Below are 3189 nucleotides of genomic sequence, written 5' to 3'. Positions count from 1 at the left end.
AGCCAGCGCTGTGCTTGCCTCGATCCAAATCCTGCCCACCGTCTGCCGGCAAACCGCGGAGCCTTGTCCACGCAGCAGGCCAGCTACCGCCCCGCAGGCCCAGCAATGGGCTGRATCACGTAAAATGCCGGCATGGACACCCCCACCTTCCCCTACGACACCGCGCGCCTGAGCGAACTGGCCCAGCTGCTGATCGACAACGTCCGCGAACTGGCCCAGGCCGGCTGGACCCCGGCCACCAGCAGCAACTTCTCCCACCGCCTGGACGACCGCCACGCCGCGATCACCGTCTCCGGCAAGGACAAGGGCCGCCTGATCGAAGACGACATCATGGTCGTGGATTTCGATGGCAAGGCCGTCGGCCGCCCGCTGCGCCCGTCTGCCGAAACCCTGCTGCATACCCAGCTGTATCGCCGCTTCCCGGAGATCGGCTGCGTGCTGCATACGCATTCGCCGGTGSAGACCATCGCCTCGCGCCTGTATGCACCGCAGGGCCATATCCGGGTGGAAGGCTACGAACTGCTGAAGGCCTTCGCGGGCAACAGCACCCACGAGATGGCCATCGACATCCCGGTGTTTGCCAACACCCAGGACATGGACGTGCTGTCTGCCCAGGTCGACGCCCTGCTCGACACGCAGACCCTCTGGGGCTACCTGATCGACGGCCATGGCCTGTACGCCTGGGGCCGCGACATGGCCGAAGCACGGCGGCACATGGAAGCGTTCGAATTCCTGCTGCACTGCGAGCTGGAGCTGCGCAAGCTGCGCCGCTGAAGTTTCCGGCACGGCCAGATGCCGTTCTGGAATCAGGCCATCAATGCCACCCTGCTACCCTGTCCTTCCCCGAGACGTTCAAGCTGCCGCCATGAGCCGACTGCGCATCTACGACGATACCCATCCCGAATCGCCGCTGCTGGACACCCAGGACGGCGCGATCATCGCTGCCGAACTGCAGAAGATCGGCGTCACCTTTGAGCGCTGGCAGGCCACCGCGCCGGTCGCCCCGGGCGCAAGCCAGGACGAAGTGTTCGCCGCCTACCGCGCCGACATCGACCGCCTGGTTGCCGAACGCGGCTTCAAGAGCGTGGACGTGGCCTCGATCGCCCCGGACAACCCGAACCGCGCCGAGCTGAGGAAGAAATTCCTCGACGAACACTTCCACAAGGAAGACGAAGTACGCTTCTTCGTCGCCGGCTCGGGCCTGTTCACCCTGCACGTGGGCGACAAGGTCTATGAGATCGAGTGCGTGAAGGATGACCTGATCGCCGTGCCCGACGGCACCACCCACTGGTTCGACATGGGTGATGAGCCGAGCTTCGTGGCGATCCGCTTCTTCACCGAACCGGATGGCTGGGTCGGTCACTTCACCGGCACCGACATCGCGCAGAAATTCCCCCGCTACATTCCGACCCAGGCGTCCTGATCAATGCAGCCCCGCGTCATCCTGACCGACATCGAAGGCACCACCAGCAGCATCTCATTCGTCAAGAACGTGCTGTTCCCGTACGCACGCCAGGCGCTGCCCGGCTTCGTCGCCGACCATGGCCAGCAACCGGAGGTGCGTCGCTGGCTGGATGCAGTCGCCACCGAGATCGGCGGCGCCTGCCAGGACAGCCTGGTGGCCGAGACGCTGCAGGGCTGGATCGACCAGGACCGCAAGCACACCGCACTGAAGGCCCTGCAGGGGCTGATCTGGGACGCAGGCTACCGTCGTGGCGACTACACCGCGCACTTCTACCCGGAGGTTGCGCCGGTGTTGAAGGGGTGGCACGCCTCGGGCCTGCCGCTGTATGTGTACTCCTCCGGATCGGTGCCGGCGCAGAAGCTGTTCTTCGGCTTCAGCGACGCCGGTGACCTGAGTCCGCTGGTGTCGGGCTGGTTCGATACCGAAGTCGGTGGCAAGCGCGAGGCCGACAGCTACCGCCACATCGTGCAGGCCATCGGCGTTCCCGCTGGCGAGATCCTGTTCCTGTCCGACGTGGTCGAGGAACTGGACGCCGCCCGCGAAGCCGGCCTGCAGACACGCCTGATCGATCGCCTGGACGACTACCCGATGCCGCGCATCGGCGACGCCGCCAACGGCCATGATCGCGTCGAGAACTTCCAGCAGATCCAGCTGTAAGGCCATCCGCTTTGGTGAATGCCAACCTTGGTTGGCATGCTTCTGATGTGCCAACCAAGGTTGGCACCTACCAAGGGCAGATCCGCTTCTGATGTGCCAACCAAGGTTGGCACCTACCAAGGCGGGTAGACGGCGCTGCTCAACGATCGTTGAGGGTCTTCACCTTCAACGCCTCGCGCAGCGCAGCCAGATCCACCGGGCCACGCACGGCGATGTCGCGGGTTTCGCCCGGCAGCAGGTCCAGCAGGTTGTCTTCCACCTGCACGTCGAGCGCGCCGAAATCGATCCAGGCTGCGCGCACCAGCGCAGCGCTGTGCAGCCGCAGGCGATAGTGGTCACCGTCGATCGCCAGCGTTGACGTCAACTGCTGGCGTGGCAGCACCTGATCCTTTGCTTCGACGAAGCCGACCACCTGCCGTGCCGTCACCTTGCCATCCTGCAGCAGTTCGAACACCGCCACCGTCCGCGCCGGATCGGCACCGACCAGCAGCTCGGCATCCGCGTAGGTGCCGATATCGATCACCCCGGCGGCGGCCAGGGTCATCGCCTGCTCGCGACGGCGCAGCACCTTGCCCTCAACGTCCATCACCCGCAGGCGCCAACGTGCATCCAGCGCGGCACCATCATTGATCAGGCGCACGCGCGTACCGCCTTCATCGCGCAGTGCGGCCACCGTAACCGGCGCGAAGAAGCGCCGCGCGGCATAGTGCAGCGCCTTCCAGCGACCGAAGTAGTCGACGCTCGACCACGATGCTCCCGGCCAGACATCGTTGAGCTGCCAGTACAGCGAGCCCATCGTGTAGGGCCGCGAAGCGCGATGGTGCAGCGCCGCCAGGGCGATGCCATCGGCCTGCATCACCTGGCTCAGGTAGACGAAGTCCTCGAAGTCCTTCGGCGTGCCGTAGCCCAGCTCGATGTAGTGCAGCAGGCGTGCATTGCCCTCGCCGGCCATGAACTTCTGGTGCGCACGGATCACCGGGCTGTCGATGCGCTGTTCGGCACGGGTGGCAATCTGGTCCACCGTCGCCACCGCTGGCCAGGCCTGCAGGCCATACTCGGACATGAAG

4 protein-coding genes are annotated in these 3189 nt (G+C 65.4%); 3 read left to right on the top strand and 1 reads right to left on the bottom strand.

Annotated features, from left to right (window positions below; genetic code table 11):
* Nucleotides 1-132 precede the first annotated feature (132 nt).
* The 3 genes from AC1DJN_RS21350 to mtnC all read left to right on the top strand — a co-directional run bounded on the left by AC1DJN_RS21350 (nucleotide 133) and on the right by mtnC (nucleotide 2122).
* Entirely contained in the window at nucleotides 133-774 is a 642-nt protein-coding gene (locus AC1DJN_RS21350) for a methylthioribulose 1-phosphate dehydratase (protein ID WP_478040134.1), read from the top strand.
* 91 nt (nucleotides 775-865) lie between these two features.
* Entirely contained in the window at nucleotides 866-1423 is a 558-nt protein-coding gene (locus tag AC1DJN_RS21345) for a 1,2-dihydroxy-3-keto-5-methylthiopentene dioxygenase (RefSeq protein ID WP_025874787.1), read from the top strand.
* A 3-nt stretch (nucleotides 1424-1426) separates the two neighbouring features.
* Nucleotides 1427-2122, top strand: coding sequence for an acireductone synthase (mtnC, locus tag AC1DJN_RS21340; RefSeq protein ID WP_032975514.1), 696 nt, complete (start codon nucleotides 1427-1429; stop codon nucleotides 2120-2122).
* A 139-nt stretch (nucleotides 2123-2261) separates the two neighbouring features.
* Here the strand turns inward: mtnC and AC1DJN_RS21335 are convergent.
* Nucleotides 2262-3189 (bottom strand): glycoside hydrolase family 2 protein (locus AC1DJN_RS21335; protein ID WP_478040132.1); only part of this gene is annotated, 928 nt, incomplete at its 5' end.

It is taken from the genome of Stenotrophomonas sp. 05L414_2, assembly GCF_056397905.1.
The sequence above is the reverse complement of the archived record's forward strand: the minus strand, read 5'-3'. Positions and strand labels throughout refer to the sequence as shown.

What these genes read in the sequence shown, in the direction of transcription:
- AC1DJN_RS21345 (WP_025874787.1), top strand. Translation starts at nt 866, where the DNA reads ATGAGCCGACTGCGCATCTACGACGATACCCATCCCGAATCGCCGCTG.
- mtnC (WP_032975514.1), top strand. Translation starts at nt 1,427, where the DNA reads ATGCAGCCCCGCGTCATCCTGACCGACATCGAAGGCACCACCAGCAGC.